The organism is Pseudomonas sp. BF-R-01, assembly GCF_019946615.1.
Taxonomy (GTDB): domain Bacteria; phylum Pseudomonadota; class Gammaproteobacteria; order Pseudomonadales; family Pseudomonadaceae; genus Aquipseudomonas; species Aquipseudomonas migulae.
Genome location: NZ_JAGYFX010000098.1, coordinates 1 through 22,233 on the forward strand (window position 1 = coordinate 1; position 22,233 = coordinate 22,233).

A 22,233-nucleotide genomic window follows, 5' to 3' on the forward strand; every position below is an offset into this window, starting at 1 on the left:
GCGGAATACCGCCCCAGCGCTCCCAGATGCGCAACCGAATATGCTTACGGTCAATGATCTGAACGAAATGCACATTCGTCCTGAGCGGAAACAGCGGGTGGGTTTCAAGGGCGGGGCCGATGGCCGCGATATCTATCGCCGTCAGATCATCCACAAAGTAGGTGCAGTGCGGATTGCCCATGCTGCACGCACTCGGGCCGCCATCAAGGGGCAGAACCAACGTATCCATTTCATGAGCCAGGGGAACATCCGACCAGCCAAACATCGGCGGCCCCATGCTGACGGAAATTTTGCCGTTGGAGGTTCGTTGGCAAGTGAGCAACCCCCGGTTGGTCCGAAGCGTTATCGACGTCGAATTCGATTCGCGCATCAGCCTGTCCGCAGCACCCCGCGTTGCGCTGCCACACACATCCAGCGTGGAGCCATCGGTATTCCAGAACATCAACCGCGCATCGGCGTCTTCGCAATCGAGCACCACTGCGAGTTGATTGAAGCCGATGCCGCGGTGGCGATCTCCCATTCGCCGAGCCAGGGCGCTTGTCACTGGATTGGCCGAGTTTCGCGCGTCCACGACCACGAAGTCGTCGCCATTGGCGTGCATCTTGTGGAAACTCAGCGGCATAGACAGATCCCTGTGGTGAATGGCCGTTTGCAGGCGATCTAGCCCCATTCGCAGTGCTTTTGCAAGTTGCGTGAGGGCACGCGAAAGCTACCCGCCAGCCCCGAATTCCAGACACAAAAAAGCCCACTGACCGTCACCGGTTCAGTGGGCTTTTTGACTGGGCGTCTGGTTACAGAGCCATATCAGTTGCAGCGTTTGCCTTCGGCGCTTTTGGCGCTTCAGCCGGGGCAGCTGCCGGGGCAGCTACTTGACCGATCGCCGGTGGCGGGGTCAGTTGCAGGACCTTGGCGGTGTAAGCCCACTCTTGTGCAACCTTCTCAGGACTGCCATTCAGCTGAGTGCCATAGCTCGGCACGATCTGGTGCAGTTTTTCCTGCCAGGCTGGCGAAGCGACCTTGTCCTTGAACACTTTCTGCAGCACGGTCAGCATGATCGGCGCAGCGGTCGAAGCACCTGGCGATGCGCCCAGCAGGCCGGCGATGGTGCCGTCAGCGGAAGCAACGATTTCGGTGCCCAGTTTCAGCACGCCACCGGCGGCTTCATCACGCTTGATGATTTGCACGCGCTGGCCGGCTTGCCACAGGCGCCAGTCTTCAGCCTTGGCGTTCGGGAAGTATTCTTTCAGGGCGTTGAGGCGGTCTTCGTCAGACAGCATCAGCTGACCGGCAAGGTACTCGACCAGCGGGTATTCCTTGATGCCGACCTTGGTCATTGGCCACACGTTGTGCGTGGTGGTGGTGGTCAGCAGGTCCAGGTACGAGCCTTCTTTGAGGAACTTGGTGCTGAAGGTCGCGAATGGGCCAAACAGGATCACGCGCTTGCCGTCCAGGACACGGGTGTCCAGGTGCGGAACCGACATTGGCGGTGCGCCAACGGAGGCTTTGCCGTAGGCCTTGGCCAGGTGTTGCTCGGCGATGGTTGGGTTTTCGGTGACGAGGAACGAACCGCCGACCGGGAAGCCTGCGTATTCCTTGGCTTCAGGAATGCCGGACTTCTGCAGCAGGTGCAGGGCACCGCCGCCCGCGCCGATGAACACGAACTTGGCGTCGGTTTCGGACTTGCTACCGTCTTTCAGGTTTTTGTAGCTGACGCGCCAGGAGCCGTCTTCGTTCTTGGTGATGTCTTGCACTTCGCTAGACAGTTTCAAGTCGAATTTCGGGGTGGTTTGCAGGTGCGCAACGAACTGGCGGGTGATTTCGCCGAAGTTCACGTCGGTGCCGATCGGGGACCAGGTGGCCGCGATTTTCTGGTTCGGGTCGCGCCCTTCCATCATCAGCGGAACCCACTTGGCGATCTGCGCCGGGTCTTCCGAGTACTGCATGCCGGCGAACAACGGGCTCGCTTGCAGGGCTTCGTAGCGCTTTTTCAGGAACTTGATGTTGTCATCGCCCCACACAAAGCTCATGTGCGGTGTGGAGTTGATGAACGAACGCGGGTTTTTCAGCACGCCTTGCTGAACCTGCCAGGCCCAGAACTGACGGGAGATCTGGAACGCTTCGTTGATTTCAACGGCTTTCGGGATCGAGACATTGCCCTTGTCGTCTTCCGGGGTGTAGTTCAACTCGGCCAGGGCGGAGTGACCGGTACCGGCGTTGTTCCAGCCGTTGGAGCTTTCCAGGGCGACGCCGTCGAGGCGCTCGATCATTTCCATCGAGGTGCCAGGTTCCAGCTCATTGAGCCATACACCCAGGGTCGCGCTCATGATGCCGCCGCCGATCAGCAGCACATCGACTTTCTTTGCCTCTTCCGCGTGAACGGACGTGATCCCCATCGACAAAGCCAGCCCCAGCAGGGCCGTGTTCATTTTCTTAAACATCTTGTAGCACCTTTGATAAAACGTCATCCGCCCTTCCATCCTCACGACGAAACCCTTGTTTCACACGGCATTCAGGCAAATGTCGTGGGGGCTCGCACATGAGATCCGGAGGGTGGGCACACAAGGCCGACGTGATCCATCGACCTCAGTTTATATGTCCCTACTGAACTGACTTTTTATCTTTATTGGCTTCAGCTACTTGAGCGACAGTGATTCTGTTGGCGCGTCTCGAGGACACGCAAACTGAATAGGTCAAACCAAGTTGAGGTGAAGAATATCACGCCGGAGCAAACCCGCGCGTCTGTTCCCGACCTGATAGTCCGAACACGCGCGCCGGGGCCACTATACTCAACCTGTTTTTTCGATGAACCGGTGAGGAGCAGTCATGAGCGATAAAAACGATCTGCGCAAATATTCCTCTCAAGTGGTCGATGGCGTGGAGCGTGCGCCCGGTCGTTCGATGCTGCGTGCCGTGGGTTTCACCGACGAGGATTTCAAGAAACCGCAGATCGGCATCGCCTCGACGTGGGCGATGGTCACGCCGTGCAACATGCACATCGACAAGCTGGCGGTCGAGGCGGAGAAAGGCGCGAATGCCGCCGGGGCCAAGGGCGTCATTTTCAACACCATCACCATTTCCGACGGCATCGCCAACGGCACGGAAGGCATGAAGTATTCGCTGGTGTCACGCGAGGTGATTGCCGATTCCATCGAGGTCGTGGCCGGTTGCGAAGGCTTCGACGGCCTGGTGACTGTGGGCGGTTGCGACAAGAACATGCCGGGCTGCCTGATCGGCATGGCGCGGTTGAACCGCCCTTCCATCTTCGTCTATGGCGGGACGATTCGGCCCGGTGCCGGCCACACCGACATCATTTCCGTGTTCGAAGCCGTGGGCCAGAATGCGCGCGGCGACATCAACGAAATCCAGGTCAAGCAGATCGAGGAAGTGGCGATTCCCGGCCCCGGTTCCTGCGGCGGAATGTACACGGCCAACACCATGGCCTCGGCCATTGAAGCGCTGGGCATGAGCCTGCCCGGTTCCAGCTCTCAGGACGCCGTCGGCAGCGACAAGGCCTCGGACAGTTTCCGCGCCGGCCAGCAGGTCATGGAGTTGTTGAAGCTGGACCTCAAACCACGGGACATCATGACCCGCAAAGCCTTTGAAAATGCGATCCGCGTGGTCATCGCCCTCGCCGGCTCGACCAACGCGGTGCTGCATCTGTTGGCCATGGCGCATGCGGTGGACGTCGAGTTGACGCTGGATGATTTCGTCGAGCTGGGCAAGGTCTCGCCGGTCGTGGCCGACCTGCGCCCCAGCGGCAAATACATGATGAGCGAACTGGTCGCCATCGGCGGCATTCAACCGCTGATGAAGCGCATGCTTGCGGCCGGCATGTTGCATGGCGATGCGATGACGGTGACCGGCAAGACCCTCGCGGAAAACCTCGAAAACGTGGCGGACTATCCGGAAGGCCAGGACGTGATTCTGCCCTTCGACCAGCCGGTGAAAAAGGACTCGCACCTGGTGGTGCTGCGCGGCAACCTCTCGCCCACTGGCGCGGTGGCCAAGATCACGGGCAAGGAAGGTTTGCGCTTTGAAGGTACGGCGCGGGTTTATCACGGCGAAGAAGGTGCGCTGGCCGGGATTCTCAATGGCGAAGTGAAAGCGGGCGACGTGATCGTGATTCGCTACGAAGGACCCAAGGGCGGCCCGGGCATGCGCGAAATGCTTTCGCCGACGTCGGCGGTCATGGGCAAGGGGTTGGGCAAGGATGTTGCGTTGATTACCGATGGCCGCTTTTCCGGGGGTTCCCATGGTTTTGTGGTGGGCCATATCACGCCGGAAGCGTTTGATGGCGGGCCGATTGCGTTGATCGAAGACGGCGACAAAATCACCATCGATGCCGAAACCCGGCAGATCACGGTCGGCGTTTCCGATGCCGAACTGGCTGAGCGCAAGACCCGCTGGGTGCGGCCTGAGTCCAGGTACAAACGCGGGGTGTTGGCGAAGTATGCGAAGACGGTGTCCAGCGCCTCCGAGGGTGCCGTCACCGACAAATACCTTTAATGCTTTGATTCTGCCTCGTTTGAGCGATTGCCATCGCGAGCAGGCTCGCTCCCACAGTTGATCTTCGCGTTGACGCAATCAATGTGGGAGCGAGCCTGCTCGCGATGGGGTCCGGTCTGGCAACATCAATGTTGAATGGATATCACAGCCGAAACCGATCCACCGACTGCGACAATTCCCCCCCATCGCCGACAGGTCATCCGTCGTCGAGGGTGCCGTCACCGACAAATACCTGTAGGAGCCAGCTTGCTGGCGATGCTAACAACGCGGTATCCCGTCAAACCGCGTTGCTCCTATCGCCAGCAAGCCGGCTCGTACAGGGTCGTGTTTATTTTCAGAGGCGAAACCGATCCACTGACTGCGACAATTTCCCCCCCATCGCCGACAGGTCATCCGTCGTCGAGGGAGCCGTCACCGACAAATATTTGTAGGAGCCGGCTTGCTGGCGATGCTAACAACGCGGTATCCCGTCAAACCGCATTGCTCCTATCGCCGGCAAGCCGGCTCCTACAGGTTCGTGTTGATTTTCAGAGGCGAAACCGATCCACCGACTGCGACAATTTTCCCGCCAGCGCTGACAGTACATCCGCGCGTAACGCGTCATGCATCATGTCGGCTTCGAGGTGATTGCGCAGCGCGGTCATGCTGACCTCGTTGTCATTCACTGCGGTCGCCATTTGCGAATTTCCCAGGTAACTGACCAGGCTCATGATCACGGCCGTGAGCAGGCCGGTGCCGATCAGCAAGAGCAAGCGTAATTTTATCGACACGCTGTGGGTCTCCTGTCAGTGGGTGCGGCCATTCGCGCATGGCTTCTGAACAGGTTATCGACTGCGTCACAGCGCAATTGAAGGGCTGTTTGCGTTCACGCGGGTTTTTACGACATGCGGTAATTCCCCCTGGCCATGTTCGTTTTTTTCTCAGTGCATGCTAGGTTGTACGACGACTGATGAATGATCTTCATGTTCATCACTCGATCACCCACAACAACAAGGAAACACCCATGAAAAAAGCGAAATTGGTGGTTGGATTTCTGTGCCTGTTCAGTGGCTATGTCGCGGCCGCCCCGTCCGCCGCTGAAAAAGACGTGGCCCAGGCTGTCGACCACCTGACCCAGGCCATGCTGAAAAAGAACATTTCCGAACTGAACGCTCTGACCGCCGAAAACCTGACCTACGGGCATTCCAGCGGGAAAATCCAGAACAAGCAGGAATACATCGCCGACATCGAAACCGGTCGAAGCGCCTTCAAGACCCTCGAAATGCAAAACCAGACCATCACCCTGTCCGGTGACGTGGCGTTGGTTCGCAACCATTTCTCGGCACAGGCGCTGAAAGGCACTGAAGTGATTCCGACTGAAATCGAGAACTTCCAGATCTGGCAGAAACAGAAAGGCCACTGGCTGCTGGTCGGGCGTCAGGCGTTCAAGTTCTGATTTGGGTTGTGTAGGAGCGAGCCCGCTCGCGATGGCCCCATAAGCGCCGCGTTGATTCAGGCAAACTGCGTCATCGTTGACGTTCATCGCGAGCGGGCTCGCTCCTACAATGACCGTTGATCTGTGCGCGGGGCGTCGGCCCGATAAAAACATATTTTTATGCTTAAATTGATATTGTCGAACAATCCCACTTCCCGAGGGTGCCGTCATGAATATCAAGATCCTGGCTTTAATGTTGTTGGCGTTCTGTGCTCAACCGGTCTGGAGTCAGACGCCGCCCGCCTCAACGGCTGCGCCTGACAGCGTTGCATTGACCACGCGCCTGGCCTTGCGCGACCTGTGGGTCGAACATGTGTTCTGGATCAGAAATTACGCCATCGCCAATCAGGCTGCCGACAAGCAGCAAGCCAAAGTCGCCGCAGATCAGGTGGTCGACAACGCAACCAAAATCGCCAATAGCATCGCCCCGCTCTACGGTCAGCCTGCTGCCGATCAGTTGCTCAAATTGCTGGCCGGTCACTGGGGCGCGGTCAAGCATTACAGCGATGCAACGGTCGCCAAAGACAACAAAGGCAAGCAAGCCGCAGTCGCGGACCTGACCAGCAATGCCAAGGCGATTGCCGCGTTCCTGGCCAAAGCCAACCCCAACTTGCCTGAAGACACGCTGGTTGCCATGCTCGGTGCTCACGGGGGCCATCATGTCGCGCAGATCGATGAACTCGCCGCACACGATTACGCGGGCGAAGCGCGGACCTGGCACATGATGCGCGGCCATATCCTGGCGCTGGCCGATGCGCTGACGGCGGCACTGGTCAAGCAGTTCCCGGACAAGTTCTGACGTCGGGCGAGGACACACCATGCTGGAAGGACTGGGCCGGACACAGCAAGACCTGCTCAATGCGCTGCTGCACCATGCGAGCGGCATGAGCATTGACGAGTTGGCCGAACAACTGGCCGTCACGCGCACTGCGATTCGCCAGCATCTGGCGGCGCTTGAGCGTGACGGCCTGGTGTTGCGGGGCGAAACCCGGCCGACGGGTCGGCGGCCAGAGCAACTGTACCGGCTCACCGACCATGCCAAGGAGCAGTTTCCTCGCCAGTATCAAATGCTGGCGAGTGTGCTGATCGATGAAGTGGCCGGCATCATCGGTCCCGAAGCGCTGGCCACGCTGATGCGCAGCATGGGCCGAAAACTGGCGCTGGATCGTGAATCGCAGGTGGTCGACGAAGCCAGGATCGTGCAACACATGAACCAGGCGGGATACCAATCAGAGGTGTTTTTTCGCTCCAGCGGTGACCCGGAAATCGTCGCACACAACTGCGTTTTTCACCGACTCGCAGAGGCCCATCCGGTGGTCTGTGAACTGGACCTGGCCTTGATCGGCACGCTGGGCGGCGCAGAAGTCGATCACACGGAATGCATGGTGCGCGGCGGTAACGTCTGCCGGTTCAAGCTTCGACCAACCGCAGAAACGGCCACCGGGCCCGATAACGTGCGGCCTTCTGAGCAAACAGATCCGGTTGATGATTGAGCCGTCTTCGACATCGCCCGGATCGTAAGACGCGTACACCTCACCGCCTCCCTACCAAGGTCGAGGCAGCGTTGGCCGAATGGCATCCAGCGAAGTCAGAGATTGCAGTGGCGATCCTCTCAAAGGTAGTATTGAGAACGATTCACACTAACATCTGGAAAGCCAACCGGTGCAAGTTCCTCCGACCAGCAAGCTGGGCTTCTTTTTCAGCGACCATCATCGCTGGCTGTTGCAGCATATCCAGCGGCGCCTGCGCAATCACGCGGACGCTGAGGACACCGCCGCCGATACGTTTTGCCAGATGCTGGTGGCCCGGGTAGACCCCGACAGCATCGAACAACCTCGCGCGTACCTGTCGACCATTGCCCGACGACTGATCTTTGACCGTCATCGCCGGCGCAAGCTGGAACTGGCCTACCTCGAACGCCTGTCCACGCTGCCCGAGGCGTTTGCCCCCTCCCCTGAAGAACAGTTGCAACTGATCGAAGCCCTGGTCGCGATCGACCGGGCGCTCGACGGTTTGCCACTGGTCGTCAAGGCCACGTTCCTCTACAGCCAGCTGGACGGTCTGAGCTACGTGGCGATTGCTCACAAAATGGGGCTTTCGGAACGCACGGTCAGCCGCTACATGAAACAGGCATTGCGTCAGTGCTACCTGAGCGAGTTGGCGCCATGAGCACGCCGCGCCTTGACCCGGTCAGCGAACAGGCCATCGACTGGATGGTGAGCCTTCGTGCCGGCAAACCCGATGCCGCACTGCAAGAACGGTTCAACGCATGGCTGGCGATGGACCCCGCACACGCCCGGGCCTGGGCCACCTTGCAGGAACGCCTTGGCGGTTCCTTCAACACGATTCGTGCCTTGGATCGGCGCCTGCCTGGTCAAGCCAACGAAGCGCGGCAACTGCTGTTGCAGCCTCATGGTTCACGCCGCGATGCGCTCCGCGTGATCGCGGGTCTCGGTCTGCTGGGCGGCGGCGCTTGGCTCGGCATCCGCAGCCCGCTGGGTGACTCGCTGCTGGCGGATCTGCACACCGGCCGTGGCCAGCGTCAGGATTTCACGCTGGCCGACGGCAGCCGCCTGAGTCTGAACGCGAACAGCGCGGTGGACCTGCGCTTCGATGACAAGCAAAGGCTGGTGATTCTGCGCCACGGCGAACTGGTGATTCAGGTGGCGGCCGACCCCCTGCGTCCGCTGCGGGTACGCACCGCTCAGGGCGAAATACGGGCACTGGGCACCCGTTTCCTGGTGGCTCAGGAACAAGACGCGACTCGCGTTGTGGTGCTGCAACACTCGATCGAAGCCCGACTGTTCGACGGCACGACACTTGACCTGCAGGAAGGTCAATCGGCCTTGTTGTATGCAGGGAAAATTGTCCCGGTGGCCGGCGATCAGCGTCATCGCGCCGATTGGCTCAGCGGGCGATTGAACGTGCTGGACGATCCCCTGGAACACGTCGTCGATGCGCTGCGCCCCTACAGCCGGGGTTTTGTCCGCGTGGCTCCCGAGGTTCGCGGTTTGCGCGTTCAGGGCGTATTCCCGTTGAACGATCCGGATCGGGTGTTCACGGCCCTGGCGGAAACCCTGCCGATTCGCGTGGATCGCTACAGCCCATGGTTGACGCTGATACGTGCAAAAGAGTCGCGCTGATAAATTTTTTTGAAAATAACTCTCATTCGTGTCCGGTTTTCATTTCTCGTCCCACCTATCTCCTGACACTTCCACATTTTCAGGAGAACGCTGTGTTCAACCCGTGGCCCCATGCCCTTTCCGCCGCTGTCGCCCTGGCAACCCTGGCGAGCCCTGCCCTGTCGCAGGCGCAAGACCTGATGTTCAACCTGCCGGCCGGCCCACTCGCCAGCACGCTGAATGCCATCGCCAGCCAGAGCGGCCATATCGTTTCATTGGAGCCTTCGCTGGTGCAGGGCAAACAAGCCCCGGCAGTGGTCGGCCAGATGCCTGCGGAACAGGCAATGCAAAAGGCGCTGGCGGGCAGCGGCCTGCAATTGCGAGTGACCGGGCAAGGTAACTTCAGCGTCGAGCCAGCCCCGGACAACAGCGCAGCGTTGCAGCTGGGCGTGACCAACATCGTCGAACGCAGCACCGACGCCACCACCGAAGGCTCAGGCTCCTACGCCGCAAGGGCGGTGACCATCGGCAAGGGCACCCACACCCTCAAGGAAATCCCGCAGTCGGTCACGGTGATGACCCGCAAGCAAATGGACGATCAGGATATCGTCGATCTCAAGGACGCGGCCAACAAGACCACCGGCCTGGTCGGTGCCCAAGGCGTCGGCAGAGGCCTGATCCTGAGCTCGCGTGGTTTCCAGATCGATGACTGGCAGTACGACGGCGTGCCGATTCCGCGCAACTATTACTCGCTGGGCAACTGGGCCACGCAGGACCTGATTTTCTTCGATCGCATGGAAGTGCTACGTGGCGCGTCCGGCCTGCTGCAAGGCACCGGCAGCCCTGGCGGCGCGGTCAACCTGGTACGCAAACGCGGCCAGGCCGCACCGATAGTGACCCTCACCGGCAAGGCCGGCTCATGGGACCACTACGGTCTGCAACTGGACGCCGGCGGGCCGCTGAACCAGACCGGCACCGTGCGCGGGCGCTTCATTGCCGACCAGGACGACAGCCACTCGTTCGTCGATTCCGAATGGTACAAGACCACCTCGCTGTACGGCGCGCTGGACTTCGACCTGCGTGAAGACACCACCCTGGGCCTGGCAGTCAGCCAGTCCGACGGCGAATCGCGCTCGAATGTCCGCGGCTTCCCCCGCTACGCCGGCGGTAAGCCCATCGACCTGCCGCGCAGCACGTACACCGGGGCCAAGTGGAACCATTCGGACATCGATGTCACCACGCTCTACACCGACCTGGAACACCGTTTCAACGACGATTGGGCCTTCAAGGTCGGCGCCGTGCGCATGACTGAAACCAATAAAGCGAAAAACCAACGGGTGCAATCCAGTGGCAACGGCATCAATGCCGATGGCAGCGGCGTGCAGTACGCTGACTTCGTGACGGACATGGACTCCACCAAAGTTGCTCTGGACATGAACCTCAACGGCAAATTCGAAGCCTTGTCCATGCAGCAGGAAATCATGGTGGGCGGCAACTATTCCAAATACACGTCAGACGACAAATTCGCCCGAACCTTCAATAACAGTGCCGACACCATCTTCGACATTGATCACAACCGTCCCGAAATCAGCTACGACGGTTTGCTCAATAGCCCCGGTGGCCGTGGGACACCAAGCAAGTATGACATCCGCCAAAAAGGCCTCTACGGCAGCTGGCGGGTCAAGCCGATTGATCCGCTGACCCTGGTGCTCGGCTCACGGGTCAGTTGGTACGACTACAGCTATAAATCGTGGCGCCAGGACGCGACCAGCATTACCGCCGATCCTGAAAGCACCAGCAACGAAAACGGTGAAGTCACCCCCTTCGCCGGTATCGTCTATGACTTGAGCCGCGAATGGGCGGTCTATGCCAGCTACACCGACGTGTTCACGCCGCAAACCGAACGCAGTACAAGCGGCTCGGTAATCAAACCGATCATCGGTACGAACTACGAGTTGGGTCTCAAGGGCGAGTTGATGGAGGGCAGGGTCAATACGTCCCTGGCGTTGTTCCGTTACGACCAGGAAAACCGCGCCACGCTCGATATGGACGGTGGGCAAAACTGCGACGGTTGGTACTGCTCGAAGGCATCCGGCAAAGTACGCAGCCAGGGGCTCGACGCCGAAATCAGCGGCGAAGTGCTGGACGGTCTGCAACTGTTTGCCGGTTATACCTACAACACCACCAAGTACCTCAAGGACCCGGACAACGAAGGCAAAGTCTTCAGCTGGTGGACGCCGAAACACATGCTGCGCGTCTGGGGTAACTACCAGTTGGGTGGCGACTGGAGCCGTGTGAGTACCGGCCTGGGCTTCACGACCCAAAGCCATACGCTGGGTTACGACCACGTCGTCAACGTACCGGGTTACACCGTCTGGAATGCCCGTGTCGGTTACCAACTCTCCTCGGAGATCGAGCTGGCGATGAACGCCAACAACCTGTTCGACAAGACTTACTACACGGCGGCCTACAACCAGATCAATGGCAACAACAACTACGGTGAACCACGCAACGTGATGTTCAGCGTGAAATACACGCCGGAGTTCTAACACCGCCGATCGATCATCAACGCCCTCCTTCCGGCTGCTGTCGCAGGGAGGGCCGTTTCAGGGTCATTCAATTTCCAAAGGTATCGCAAACGTTCTTTTATTATTCTGCATCGCGACAAACGTCTTGAACTGCTTGATGTTTCCGAAGAAAAACAACTCTCTGGTTAATTGTTCGTACTCACTCATGTCTCGTACATTCAACACCAGCAAAAAGTCAAAATCCCCCGTCACATAATAAACCTGCTGAACTTGCGGACAACTCACAAAGCGCCGCTTTATCTCATCCAGCAAATCAAGTCTTTCATTCTCTAGTTTAACTTCGACGATAACGGTGATCGGTCGGCCGACCGCTGCCGGGTCGACAATACTCACGTTATATCTGATCACTCCCGCCGCTTCGAGGGCAGCGATTCTTCTATTGACTGCCGAGGGAGACAGGTTCACGCCCTCAGCCAGTTCCCGCTGGGAAATCCGGTTGTTTTCCTGAAGGAAGTTGAGAATTTTGCGGTCATAGGCATCTAGCTGCATAGGGGAAACTCCTTCACCTGGGGCCCAGCCATTACAGCAGAAAAGGCACCTGGACGCTCATTCGTTGCGCACAAGCCCTTGTACCAACCCACCTGGCCTGAGCGCAGCGCAACAAAATGCTGAAAACGCAACGATGGTGCGTTTGACGCCGCGATTTTCGAGCAATCGTGCGCCCCCTGAGCATTAGCATCGTTTTATCCCACCTGCTTGTCAGGCAAGGGCTGCGCTCCACCCGCCGAAAACAATAAAAACGGAGAATGCATGACTAACGCCATCTCACCCCCAATCGCAGCTTTTAGTTTGGTACTGCCCCACCACTTAACCGATGGGAGTTTCACGATGAACAGTGCTCAAGAAAGTCGAGTTGACCGCCGCATCATGTCAAAGGCCGGTCGTTTTCTTATCGTTGGCGCAGCCAGTATTATCTTCAGCCTCGGCATTACCGGCGCAGCGAGTGCAGCGAGTGCAGCGAGTGCAGCGAGTGCAGCCAGCCTGGCAGAGATAAACACCCGCGGCACACTTAACGTTGCAACCGAAGACAGTTATTACCCTTTCGAATTTATAAAGGACGGCGAGTCCGAAGGTTTCCATAAGGACGTTATCGCGGAGCTGCGCAAGTACGCTCAATTCAAAGTGAATCAGGACATCATGCCCTGGACCGGCCTGCTGGCGGGTATCACCTCAGGGAAGTACGACGCCGCCATCACTGGCGCCGGTGTTACGGAGGAACGCCTGGGCGCCTTTGACTTCGTGGCACCGGTCGCCCCTGAGGTCTCGCATTACATCAAGCGCGCAGACGATGACCGCATCAAAAGCGTCTCGGACCTTTCCGGGTTGATCGTCGGCGTGCAGGCCGGTGGTGCGCAACTGGCCCGATTGACGCAGCTGGATGCAAAGCTCAAAGCCTCCGGCGGTTCCATTGGCAAGATCGTGCAGTACCAATCCTATCCGGAGGCGTATGCCGACCTGGCGAATCACCGGCTCGACTACGTTGTGAACTCGATCGTGCCCGCCAACATGCTGGTGAAGGAACGTCCACAGGTGTTTGCCGTTGGCGAGGCCACTTCCAGCATGGGCTATATCGCCTGGCCAGTGGCCAAGGGCAACAAGGAGCTCCTCGATTACCTGAGTGGTTTTGTGAACCACTTGCGTGACACCGGCAAGCTCGCCGAACTGCAGAAAAAATGGCTCGGACAATCGTTCGATGACCTGCCCCGCGAGCCGATTACTTCTGCGCCACAGTTCACTCAACTGACCGCGAAATAACCTGAGAGCCGCCATCGTTGGCGCAAGAAGTGTCAGCGATGGTCAGGTCGGTAGATCGTTCTTTTGACCCGGCAGGTAGCCGACGGCCAAAAGACTTGTTCGAAGGATGTTTTCAATGCAAAGCAGTGACTGGATCACGCTTGTGTACGCGGCCTGGACGACCATTTGGGTGTCCGGCATTTCTATCGTGCTCGGCATCATTCTGGGGCTGGTTGTTGCCATGTTGCGGGCGGCAAAAATCCCGGTCTTGAGCCAGGCCCTCGCTGTCTATGTCAGTTTGATCAGGGCGACACCGATGGTCACGCTGGTGCTGTTTCTGTTTGTGATTGCGCCCTCCATCGGCTGGGAAGTTGACGCCCGGGTGGTGGCCATTGCCGCCATGACCCTCAACACCACGGCGTTCAACGCCGAGATCTGGCGCAGCGCCCTGACCAGTTTCTCGCGCGAACAACTGGAAGCGGCAAAAGCCGCCGGCATGACCACGGGGCTGACACTTCGCCGCATCATGCTCCCGCAGATGTTGACCACCAGCCTTCCCGGGCTTGTGAACGAAATGTCCCTGTTGGTCAAAAGCAGTCCCGCGATCGCCATGATCGGCATTGTGGACCTGACGCGCGTGACGAATCGGATCGCTGCCGTCACTTACGATCCGCTTCCTCCCATCCTCGCGGCGGGCCTGCTTTACATCGTGATCATCGGTGGACTTGTCCGCTTCCAGAGAATTGCAGACTCGCGCGCCAAGCGCCTGGCCATGTAGGGGCTCCCATGAACGGAATTAAAATGCTGTGGGACAACCTGGACGTGTTCGCGGCCGGGCTGCAGAACACACTCATACTCTTTGGCGTGTCGTCTGCCTGCTCATTTATGTTGGCCTGCGTTATCGCTTTCCTGCTGGAAGGACAGGACAACCTGTTTCGACGGCTTGTTCGCGGGGCGCTGGACCTGATGCGAATGCTGCCCTTCCTGATCTTCCTGTACCTCCTTTACTACGGGCTTCCCAACCTGGGTATCAGCCTGGATGTATGGTCGGCGGGTTTCATTGCCCTGATTACGTATCACGGTGCCTATTTCGCCGAGATCCTGCGGGCGGCGAGAACCGCGCTGCCCGCAGGCCAGGCGGAAGCGGCCTATGCCCACGGCTTCGTCAACTCAAACATGTACTGGAGGATTCTCCTCCCGCAAATGGTGATGCGTTCCGGGCCGCTCTTTGGCAACCAATTGGTCTGCCTGCTGAAGGACACCGCCTTCCTGTCGATCATCACTTTGATGGATCTGACGGCTGCGGCCTCTGCTGTACAAGCCAAATATTTTGTTCCGCTGCCGCCCTTCATATTCGTGATCGCACTGTATTGGTCCATCACCCTGTTGGTTGAGGCATTACTTCGTCGCCTGGGTCGCCGAGCGCAGAAAAGAGGATTGGTCCATGAATAAGTCCGCCCCGGTCGTTGAAATCCGCGACCTGCATAAACACTTCGCCGGCATTGAGGTGCTTCGCGGCATCAACCTCAAGGTCGAGCGAGGACAGACTGTCAGCATTTTGGGCTCTTCCGGCTCAGGCAAATCCACCATGTTGCGTTGCATCAACTGGCTGGAAGTGCCTGATACCGGTGAAATCTACATCGGCGGTGATCGCATGGGCGTTAAAAGTGGCGGCGGCAAAGCCATGTCCAATCGCGAACTGGCGGCGATGCGCGCAAGAACCGCCATGGTGTTCCAGAGCTTCAATCTCTGGCCCCATCTGACCGTGCTTCAGAATGTCACCGAGGCGCCCATTCATGTCATGGGTGTCAGTCGCAAAGAGGCCAATGATCAGGCGGTTGCGCTGCTGGAGAAAGTCGGCCTGTCGCACAAGCACGATGCTTATCCCTGGTCGCTTTCAGGAGGCCAACGACAGCGGGTTGCCATTGCGCGAGCCTTGGCGATGAACCCGCAAGTCATCTTGTTCGATGAGCCAACGTCTGCGCTCGATCCAGAACTGGTCGGGGAAGTCCTGGCGGTGATGCGCTCACTGGCCGAGGACGGTTTCACGATGGTCATCGTGACCCATGAAATGGAATTTGCCCGCGCCGTCTCCAACGAGGTCGTGTTCATTGAAAAAGGACAGATCATTGAAAGAGCCGCACCGGAAAAATTCTTTACCAACTCAGACAGTGAACGCGTTCGCCAGTTTTTAGGGCGCTACAGAACGACCACGGCATGACTGCCCCTGGAAATCGCCAAAACGCGCACGCCTTTTCTCCAGCGTTACAAGGAACCGCTATGTTTTTCGCTAACCCACGCGCCTCTCGCAGCACCTACCCAAAACACCTTCAGGACATCATGAGTGTCGACGCGGCCCATGAGTCACGAGACTGGCTATCGAGTTGGGAACACCTGAACCAAACGGCGACACCGCTGTGGGAGCTTCCGGGCATGGCTGAAGAACTCGGCGTGGCCGGGTTCTGGGTCAAGGACGAATCGACACGTTCACCCCTGGGCAGCTTCAAGGCACTCGGCGCACCGATCGCGCTGATCAGGCTGATTCTGCGGCTGATGCCCCATGAATCCTTTGATCCCAAAGGGCTCATCACCGGTCAATATCGGCAGCGCCTGCATGATTTCACGGTCATCAGTGCCACTGACGGCAATCACGGGCGAGCCCTGGCGGCTGCGGCACAAAGCGTCGGCTGCCAATGCGTCATCGTTTTGCATGCCAACGTGAGTACGGAGCGCGAGGCGGCCATTGCCGCGTACGGCGCCCGCATCATCCGGGTTGAAGGTAACTACGACGAGTCGGTGGAACATACCGCCGCCGTGGCAGAGCAAAACGGTTGGCCCGTGGTGTCGGACACCTCGTATGAGGGCTACGAGATCGTCCCTCGCGACGTGATGCAAGGCTACGGCACCATCGCCGCCGAGTTGATCGAGCAAACCACGGGCAAGGCCCAGGCGACCTGCCCTTTCACCCACGTGTTCCTGCAAGGGGGGGTGGGAGGAATGGCAGCGGGCATCAGCAGTTACCTCTGGGAAATTTACCAGGAACAGCGTCCCGTCTTCGTCATGGTCGAACCCCGGCAAGCGGATTGCCTGTACCAAAGTGCGGTTCAGGGCCTGCCCGCCAAAGCAACAGGCTCGGTGGACTCGGTCATGGCTGGCCTCGCCTGCGGCGAAACCTCTCCCCTCGCCTGGCGATTCCTCGAACCGTGCGTAGATTTCTTTATGACCATCAGCGACGACGACGCCGTGTCTGCCATGCAGCAGCTGGCTCACGGCAGTCCGACCGACATTCCTGTGGTGGCCGGTGAGTCGGCGGTGGCCGGTCTGGCAGCGCTTCAAATCCTGCTACGCGATCCGGCAACAGCCAGAACAGTCGGCATCGACCGAGACTCCCGAGTGCTCATCATCAGTACCGAGGGTGCGACGGCCCCGTCGGTCTACGAGCGTCTGGTGGGTGAATCCGCGCAAGCGGTCACTGCCCGTCAGCACCAATGGCAGCTACAAAAAAATGTGTGATCAACAGAACGCAGGAGCCCATGCAGTGATCGACGACCACGAGTTTCACGCGCAGCTGGTCAGCTGGCGTCACCACCTCCATCAACACCCAGAAGTCGGTTTCGAGGAAATCCACACGTCCGACTACGTGGCTGATGCGCTCGCGTCGATGGGCCTTGAGGTGCATCGGGGCATTGGCGGCACAGGCCTGGTCGCCAGTTTGAAGGTCGGAGACAGTCCGGCGGTGGTGGGGCTTCGGGCCGACATGGATGCACTGCACATTCACGAAGATGCTCCGGGGCGGCATCACGCCTCGGTAACCGCAGGAAAAATGCATGCCTGCGGTCATGACGGCCACATGTCCATGATCCTCGGCGCCGCCAGGCTACTGACCACAACTCGTGATTTCAACGGGACGGTACGCTTCATTTTCCAGCCCGCCGAAGAACACGGCTGTGGCGCCAAAGCGATGATTGCTGATGGCCTGTTTGATCGTTTCCCGGTGGATGCCATCTACGGTGCTCATAACATGCCGGGGTTGCCCGCCGGCACAATCGCGACGCGCTCTGGAGGGATCATGGCCAGTGAGGATAACTTCGTTATCCGGATCAAGGGCCAGGGCACGCACGCGGCACGACCGCACATGGGGGTTGACCCGATCGTCATCGCTTCCGAGGTGGTGCTGGCCCTGCAAACGGTGATTTCCCGCAACCTCGACCCGAGCGTTCCGGCCGTGATTTCCTGCACAGAGTTCATCACCGATGGCATCCGCAATGCGATTCCAACCCACGTCGTCATCAAGGGCGACACGCGCAGCTACGCGCCCGAAGTCCAGGCCATGCTGGAAAGGCGCATGCGAGAAATCTGCGAAGGCATTTGCAGGCTCCACGGCGCATCGTGCGAGTTCGAATACACCCATGAATTCGCACCCACCGTGAACTGGGAAAAGTGCACCCCCATCGCTGTCGCGGCGGCGACCCGAATTGTTGGCCCGGACCGGGTGAATGCGGACATCCAGCCGATGATGATTTCAGAGGATTTCGGCGCGTTCCTGCAGGTCGTACCCGGCAATTTCGTGTTTATCGGCAACGGTGACACAGCGGATGAAGGGGGGACTCCGCTTCACAATGCCAGGTATGACTTCAACGACAATGTGCTGGCCACGGGGGCGCACTATTTCGCCGAAGTTGCCCGTACAGCACTCGCTGCGGGATAACTCGCCACAGAGCAGCACGCCAACGTGCTGCTTTTTCTGTCGGGTGGCTACGCGCTTCGACTGCCCTTGAACGCCTCACGCCGCGCCTGCCTCTCTGCGCGGTACGCCGCGCTCTGCTCACTGATCAGTTCTTCACGGCGCAACAGCTCACCGCAATGGGCGCACAGCGGCCCTAACCCGGCGGGCTCGCCACAGGTTTTGTGGGTGTACACCACCGCCAACCCTTCTTCCGGCGACTTGCACCAGGTTTCCCCCCAGGCGCGCAGTGCCAACACCACTGAGTAGAAGGCCTGCCCTTTCGCGGTGAGGTGATACTCGTAGCGCGGTGGCCGTTCGTTGTAGAGGCGGCGTTCTACCAGGCCGTCGGCTTCCAGGTTTTTCAGGCGTGTAGCGACCATTTGCGGGGTGCCGCCGGTCTGCGCCTGGATCTCGTCATATCGATGACTTCCCATGAACAACTCACGCAGGACCAGCACGGTCCAGCGGTCGCCCACGACTGTCTCGGCCCGCGCAATCGGGCATAGAGTGTCGGGAGCAGCAATGTTGGTCGACATACGGGCTTGCCTCTTTCGCTGTAACTATGATTATCATATCAACAAGATGCCCAGGCAAGTCCCCGGCACCGATCACTCAACTTTTGTGGAGAACATCGTCATGTCGAACGCCCTTTATCCGCTCAACAGGACCGCCTATCTGCTGGTCGATCCCTACAACGATTTCCTCTCGGAAGGCGGCAAGGTCTTTCCCCTGATCAAGCCGATCGCCGAGCAAGTCGGCCTGCTCGACAACCTGCGCACGCTCGACCGCACGGTTCGCGCCCTCGACATTCCGGTCGTCATCGTACCGCACCATCGCTGGGAACACGGTGACTACGAAGGCTGGGACCATCCAACGCCGACCCAGTGCAAGATCATGCACATGCACCACTTTGCACGCGGGGAATGGGGCGGCGAATGGCATCCGGATTTTGCGCCGAAGGACGGTGACATCGTCGTGCAGGAGCATTGGGGGTCGAGCGGTTTCGCCAACACCGACCTGGATTTTCGCCTCAAGCAAAAAGGCATCACCCACGTGATCATCGTCGGTCTGCTGGCCAACACCTGCATCGAAGCGACCGCCCGCTATGCATCGGAAATGGGTTACCACGTCACCCTGGTGCGCGATGCGACCGCCGCCTTCCGCCCGGAAATGATGCACGCCGCCCACGAGTTGAACGGCCCCACGTTTGCCCATTCGATTGTGACCACGGACGAACTCGTCGCCGCCCTCGCAGGGCAGGAATAACCGATGATGAAACTGACAGGAAACCTGATCATCGGGACCCACGATGTCGCGGCCACCGAAGGAACGATGAAAGCGCTCAACCCCGCGACCAACACGCTGATCGAACCGGATTTTGCCCTCGGCGGCGTCGCGCAAGTCCACCAGGCAGCAACGCTCGCCGACGAAGCGTTCGACAGTTACAGCCATACGTCACTCGCACGGCGCGCGGCGTTTCTCGAGAGCATTGCCGACAATCTTGAGGCCACCCGCAAGGAGCTGGCGGCACGGGCCGCGCTCGAAACGGGTCTGCCAGAAGCTCAGCTTGAGGGCGAAGCGAGCAGAGCCGCCGTCCAGTTCCGTCAGTTCGCGGAGGTCGTGCGCAAGGGCCGCTTCCTGCAACTGGCCATCGATCCGGCACAACCTGATCGTCAACCTCGCCCGCGCATGGACCATCGCCTGCAAAAAATGGCCATCGGCCCGGTGGCCATTTTCGGTGCGAGCAACTTTCCGATTGCCTATTCCGTGGCCGGTGGCGACACCGCTTCGGCATTGGCCGCCGGCTCGACCGTCATCCTCAAAGCGCACAATGCCCATCCGGGGGCTTCGGAAATCCAGGCGCGGGCCATCCAAAAGGCCGTGCAGGAACACGGGTTGCACGAGGGGGTTTTCTCGATGGTACGCGGCAGCGGCAACACCATCGGCGAAGCGCTGGTCGATCATCCTTTGATTAAAGCCGTGACGTTTACTGGTTCGGAACAAGGCGGCATGGCGCTGTATCGGCGCGCGCAGTTGCGGCCCGATCCCATCCCGGTGTTTACCGAAATGACCAGCATCAACCCCACGTTCATCCTGCCCGCTGCCCTGGCCGAGCGCGGCGCGCAGATCGGCGATGGCTTTATCGAGCGCATGCTGGTCAATGTCGGGCAAGCCTGCCTCAGACCCGCGCTGCTGATCGCGATCAAAGGCGCCGGCCTTGAAGCGCTGCGCGCCGCCATGGTGCAGCGCATCAGCGAGGCCGCAGCCCGCACGATGCTGACGCCGGGGATCCATGCGTCTTATCTGAACGGTCTCGCCGCGATGGAAAACGCCGGTGCGCAGCGCATCGCCGAAGGCACGGCCGCCAGCGCCGACGTTGACGGCCAATCGGCGTTGCTGGAGGTCACCGGCCAACGTTTCCTCGAGGAAGCCGCGCTGTCGCAGGAAGTCTTCGGCCCATCGGCGCTGCTGGTGACCGTCGAGGACGAGGCAGAACTGCTCGCCATTGCCCGCTCGCTCAAAGGCCAACTCAGCGCCGCCCTGCACCTCGAAACAACTGACTTGCCACTGGCCCGACGCCTGTTGCCGGTGCTGGAGCGCAGGACCGGGCGCATCGTCGTCAACGCCTTCGCCCATCCGCAGGAGGTGACGCACGCCACTGTTCACGGCGGACCGTTTCCGGCGACCTCGGACAGTCGCTTCACCTCGGTGGGCATGACGTCGATCGAACGCTTCCTGCGGCCGGTGGCTTACCAGGGTTTTCCGGACGCGCTGTTGCCTGAGGCACTGCGTGATTTCAACCCGTTGGGGCTGCCTCGGCTGGTGGACGGGCAGTAGTTGTCAGCCCGACCGGAGATCAAGGATCAACCTGAGCCATGAGTTCTGGGATGGTTTCCTTGCGATTGGCATAGCGCTGCGCCAACACGGCGCAGACCATCAGTTGAATCTGGTGGAACAGCATCAACGGCAGGATCAACACACCCATGGTGCTGCCGGCGAACAGGACCTGGGCCATCGGCACGCCGGTGGCCAGGCTCTTCTTCGAACCACAGAACAGGATGGTGATGCGGTCTTCCTGATTGAAGCCGAACGCCTTGCCCAGCACGGTGGACGCCAGCAAGACCAACGCCAGCAAAATGCAGCAAGCGACCACCAGTCCGGCCAGTTCCCAGAGTGGTATCTGATGCCAGATCCCTTCGATCACCGCCTCGCTGAACGCGCCGTAAACCACCAACAGGATCGAGCCCTGGTCGACGAATTTCAGCCAGCTCTTGTTGCGCGCAACCCAGGCGCCGATCCAGCGTCGAGCGATCTGTCCGGCAATGAACGGCAGCAGCAGTTGCACGCTGATCTTCAGAATTGCATCGAGCGTCGAGCCGCCTTCGCCGTGCACATTCAGCAGTAAGGTCACCAGCAACGGCGTGAGGAAAATCCCGAACAGGCTGGAGGCCGCCGCACTGCAAATCGCCGCCGGAATATTCCCGCGCGCCAGGGACGTGAACGCAATCGCCGATTGCACCGTAGCGGGCAGCGCACAAAGGTAAAGCATGCCCATGTACAGGTCGGCACCGATCATCGGCGACAGCAAGGGTTTGAGCGCCAGCCCAAGCAAGGGGAACAGGACAAACGTCAGGCTGAACACCAGCAAATGCAGGCGCCAGTGGCCAGCCCCGGCGATGATCGATTCACGCGACAGTTTGGCGCCGTGCAGGAAAAACAGCAGGGCAATGGCGATGTTGGTCAGCCAGCCAAAACCGACCGCGACCTGACCGCTGGCGGGCAGCAGGCTGGCGAGAATCACCACGCCGATCAGGGTCAGGGTGAAGTTGTCGGGTAAAAAACGGGGGCGGGTCATCGGTATTATCCGGTGGTGGCGAGGGGCGTGGGTCGACTCTAACGCGCCTGCCGATTACCGACTAACGCTAACAAGCCAGTAGATATCGCCTAACGGACATAACGTTGATGCGAATGTATTCATCAGCAAAAACAACGGGGGGCGGCAACTTCATGCGGACGCGGTACTCGACCATGACACAAATCAACTGTAGGAGCCGGCTTGCCGGCGATAGCGGTGGGTCAGTC

The 22,233-nt window shown here is 59.5% G+C and carries 20 protein-coding genes and 1 pseudogene; 15 read left to right on the top strand and 6 right to left on the bottom strand.

The features are described 5' to 3' along the window. Positions 1-622, bottom strand: a 622-nt coding sequence (gene dapF, locus KGB27_RS25455; RefSeq protein WP_223556761.1) for a diaminopimelate epimerase, incomplete at its 3' end; no start/stop codon positions are given. Positions 623-791: 169 nt separating this feature from the next. Next, complete coding sequence (gene mqo, locus KGB27_RS25460; RefSeq protein ID WP_032828550.1) at positions 792-2,438, bottom strand: malate dehydrogenase (quinone); 1,647 nt, start codon at positions 2,436-2,438, stop codon at positions 792-794. A 385-nt stretch (positions 2,439-2,823) separates the two neighbouring features. Here mqo and ilvD point away from each other — a divergent pair, with 385 nt between their 5' ends. After that, positions 2,824-4,506, top strand: a complete 1,683-nt coding sequence (ilvD, locus tag KGB27_RS25465) for a dihydroxy-acid dehydratase (protein WP_008042755.1) — start codon at positions 2,824-2,826, stop codon at positions 4,504-4,506. A gap of 548 nt (positions 4,507-5,054) precedes the next feature. On the opposite strand, the pseudogene KGB27_RS25470 reads toward ilvD, so the two are convergent. Continuing rightward, positions 5,055-5,276: pseudogene (locus KGB27_RS25470) on the bottom strand (hypothetical protein); the annotation flags it as partial. A 233-nt stretch (positions 5,277-5,509) separates the two neighbouring features. Between KGB27_RS25470 and KGB27_RS25475 the strand changes: the two are divergent. The 6 genes from KGB27_RS25475 to KGB27_RS25500 all read left to right on the top strand — a co-directional run bounded on the left by KGB27_RS25475 (position 5,510) and on the right by KGB27_RS25500 (position 11,651). Further along, positions 5,510-5,941 (top strand): nuclear transport factor 2 family protein, encoded by a 432-nt coding sequence (locus KGB27_RS25475; protein WP_207286403.1) that lies wholly within the window; start codon positions 5,510-5,512, stop codon positions 5,939-5,941. A 208-nt stretch (positions 5,942-6,149) separates the two neighbouring features. Then, on the top strand, positions 6,150-6,779 hold the full coding sequence (locus KGB27_RS25480) for a hypothetical protein (RefSeq protein ID WP_223481168.1): 630 nt from the start codon (positions 6,150-6,152) through the stop codon (positions 6,777-6,779). A gap of 19 nt (positions 6,780-6,798) precedes the next feature. Beyond that, positions 6,799-7,473, top strand: coding sequence for a helix-turn-helix transcriptional regulator (locus KGB27_RS25485; RefSeq protein WP_008042749.1), 675 nt, complete (start codon positions 6,799-6,801; stop codon positions 7,471-7,473). Between the two features lie 169 nt (positions 7,474-7,642). Further along, positions 7,643-8,149, top strand: coding sequence for a sigma-70 family RNA polymerase sigma factor (locus tag KGB27_RS25490; protein WP_192229080.1), 507 nt, complete (start codon positions 7,643-7,645; stop codon positions 8,147-8,149). Beyond that, entirely contained in the window at positions 8,146-9,123 is a 978-nt protein-coding gene (locus KGB27_RS25495; RefSeq protein ID WP_008042746.1) for a FecR domain-containing protein, read from the top strand. The genes KGB27_RS25490 and KGB27_RS25495 overlap by 4 nt, the downstream gene beginning before the upstream one ends. A 92-nt stretch (positions 9,124-9,215) precedes the next feature. Then, positions 9,216-11,651, top strand: coding sequence for a TonB-dependent siderophore receptor (locus tag KGB27_RS25500; RefSeq protein WP_223556764.1), 2,436 nt, complete (start codon positions 9,216-9,218; stop codon positions 11,649-11,651). 63 nt (positions 11,652-11,714) lie between these two features. Here the strand turns inward: KGB27_RS25500 and KGB27_RS25505 are convergent, their stop codons facing one another. Beyond that, on the bottom strand, positions 11,715-12,179 hold the full coding sequence (locus KGB27_RS25505) for an Lrp/AsnC family transcriptional regulator (RefSeq protein WP_008032416.1): 465 nt from the start codon (positions 12,177-12,179) through the stop codon (positions 11,715-11,717). Positions 12,180-12,440: 261 nt separating this feature from the next. Between KGB27_RS25505 and KGB27_RS25510 the strand changes: the two genes are divergently transcribed. The 6 genes from KGB27_RS25510 (at position 12,441) to KGB27_RS25535 (ending at position 18,132) form a co-directional block, all read left to right on the top strand. Then, positions 12,441-13,445 (top strand): transporter substrate-binding domain-containing protein, encoded by a 1,005-nt coding sequence (locus KGB27_RS25510; protein ID WP_223556765.1) that lies wholly within the window; start codon positions 12,441-12,443, stop codon positions 13,443-13,445. 115 nt (positions 13,446-13,560) lie between these two features. Continuing rightward, positions 13,561-14,202, top strand: coding sequence for an amino acid ABC transporter permease (locus KGB27_RS25515; RefSeq protein WP_207286397.1), 642 nt, complete (start codon positions 13,561-13,563; stop codon positions 14,200-14,202). Positions 14,203-14,210: 8 nt separating this feature from the next. Then, positions 14,211-14,876 carry an amino acid ABC transporter permease gene (locus KGB27_RS25520; protein ID WP_223556766.1) on the top strand — a complete coding sequence of 222 codons (666 nt, stop codon included), beginning with the start codon at positions 14,211-14,213 and terminating at the stop codon, positions 14,874-14,876. Then, complete coding sequence (locus tag KGB27_RS25525) at positions 14,869-15,645, top strand: amino acid ABC transporter ATP-binding protein (RefSeq protein WP_008032422.1); 777 nt, start codon at positions 14,869-14,871, stop codon at positions 15,643-15,645. Before KGB27_RS25520 ends, KGB27_RS25525 begins: the two co-directional genes overlap by 8 nt. 59 nt (positions 15,646-15,704) lie before the next feature. After that, complete coding sequence (locus KGB27_RS25530; RefSeq protein ID WP_223556767.1) at positions 15,705-16,937, top strand: diaminopropionate ammonia-lyase; 1,233 nt, start codon at positions 15,705-15,707, stop codon at positions 16,935-16,937. Between the two features lie 25 nt (positions 16,938-16,962). After that, positions 16,963-18,132 carry a M20 aminoacylase family protein gene (locus KGB27_RS25535; RefSeq protein WP_223556768.1) on the top strand — a complete coding sequence of 390 codons (1,170 nt, stop codon included), beginning with the start codon at positions 16,963-16,965 and terminating at the stop codon, positions 18,130-18,132. Between the two features lie 47 nt (positions 18,133-18,179). Here the strand turns inward: KGB27_RS25535 and KGB27_RS25540 are convergent, their stop codons facing one another. Next, positions 18,180-18,686, bottom strand: coding sequence for a winged helix-turn-helix transcriptional regulator (locus tag KGB27_RS25540; RefSeq protein ID WP_008042728.1), 507 nt, complete (start codon positions 18,684-18,686; stop codon positions 18,180-18,182). Positions 18,687-18,786: 100 nt separating this feature from the next. On the opposite strand from KGB27_RS25540, the gene KGB27_RS25545 reads away from it, so the two are divergent. Together KGB27_RS25545 and KGB27_RS25550 are read left to right on the top strand one after the other, a co-directional pair. Beyond that, positions 18,787-19,416, top strand: a complete 630-nt coding sequence (locus KGB27_RS25545) for an isochorismatase family cysteine hydrolase (RefSeq protein ID WP_223414151.1) — start codon at positions 18,787-18,789, stop codon at positions 19,414-19,416. 6 nt (positions 19,417-19,422) lie between these two features. Further along, positions 19,423-20,988 carry an aldehyde dehydrogenase (NADP(+)) gene (locus KGB27_RS25550; protein ID WP_223556769.1) on the top strand — a complete coding sequence of 522 codons (1,566 nt, stop codon included), beginning with the start codon at positions 19,423-19,425 and terminating at the stop codon, positions 20,986-20,988. Positions 20,989-21,007: 19 nt separating this feature from the next. Here KGB27_RS25550 and KGB27_RS25555 read toward each other — a convergent pair whose 3' ends face one another. Then, a complete protein-coding gene (locus KGB27_RS25555) occupies positions 21,008-22,006 on the bottom strand; it encodes a bile acid:sodium symporter family protein (protein ID WP_008032437.1) in 999 nt (332 codons plus the stop codon). Between the last annotated feature and the right edge of the window lie 227 nt (positions 22,007-22,233).